This window comes from Micrococcus sp. MS-ASIII-49 (assembly GCF_000946635.1).
GTDB lineage: Bacteria > Actinomycetota > Actinomycetes > Actinomycetales > Micrococcaceae > Micrococcus > Micrococcus luteus.
On the sequence record NZ_JXSP01000064.1, the window covers coordinates 1 to 279 of the forward strand.

Here is a 279-nt window from a genome sequence, read left to right on the forward strand (position 1 = left end):
GCCTCCGCGAGCGGGCCCATCAGGCGCAGCAGGGCACGGTGGTGCTGCGCGGCGAGCACCTCGGTGGGCGCCACCAGGGCGGCCTGGCCGCCGGCGTCCACGACCTGCAGCATCGCCCGCAGGGCCACGAGCGTCTTGCCCGCGCCCACGTCCCCCTGCAGCAGCCGGCTCATCGGGGCGTCCCGGGCCAGCTCGGCGGACAGCTGCTCCCCCACCGCCACCTGGCCGGGCGTCAGCGCGAACGGCAGGCGGGCGTCGAGGGCCTCGAGCAGGCCGCCG

1 protein-coding gene is annotated in these 279 nt (G+C 78.9%); it reads right to left on the minus strand.

What is annotated here, in order from left to right:
• Nucleotides 1-279, minus strand: a 279-nt coding sequence (locus tag SJ20_RS05085; RefSeq protein WP_044659159.1) for a DEAD/DEAH box helicase, incomplete at both ends; no start/stop codon positions are given.